The organism is Campylobacter sp. IFREMER_LSEM_CL292 (assembly GCF_025771615.1).
In the GTDB taxonomy this organism is placed as follows: Bacteria; Campylobacterota; Campylobacteria; order Campylobacterales; family Campylobacteraceae; genus Campylobacter_D; species Campylobacter_D lari_D.
In genome coordinates, this window is the sequence record NZ_JAKMQP010000036.1 from 1 (window position 1) to 721 (window position 721).

Annotated in this window: 1 pseudogene; it reads right to left on the reverse strand. The window is 23.6% G+C overall.

From position 1 onward, the window contains the following. Positions 1-562, reverse strand: a pseudogene (locus L8T82_RS07925) (hypothetical protein); the annotation flags it as partial. Positions 563-721: the final 159 nt, after the last annotated feature.

Consider the following 721-nt stretch of genomic DNA (forward strand, 5'->3'; position numbering starts at 1 on the left):
CTAATTCTTTATTTTTTGCCAAAGCATCTGTAAGATTTTGGATACGAGTATTCTTTTGTAGTATTAATTCTTGATACAATTCTATACACTCTTTATAAAAAACGATATTAGTTTGTTTTTTATAAATTTGAGAGATTATTTTCGCGATTATTTCTTTTTTATAAGGAGTTTCCATTAAAGACATTTGCCATTGTTTAAGACGCGAAGAAAATATTTTATAGAAAAGATACTTATTGGGAATTTCAGTATTTCTAATAAAATTTAGCAAATCAAAGGCAATTAAAAATAAACTTATATACCTATGGGTCATTTTTACTTCATAGGTATTTTGTGTTTCTAAAAAAGAAAAAAAATCATTTACAAATTGCGGAGTAGAAATTATATCTAACTGTCTATAATCCATAATACTATTAGGTCTCATCCTATGTATGTAAATTTTATCTAGCATTACATATATATTTTGAGAGCAAAAAAATAACAATGGACCAAAATGATTATCTTCATGCACAATATAATCAAAAAATTTTAATTTTATATTTTTTAAAAAATTAAAATTGATCATACCATGCCATCCAAACCAAAAAGATTGTATATTGCACTTTAAAGTTTTTTCCAGCCATTCTTTTTGCGTTATTTTACAAGATTTAATAAAATTATATTTTTGGAGAATGGTTATTGCCTCTATTTTTGGTTTTTCCATATTACAATATATTTTTTTACT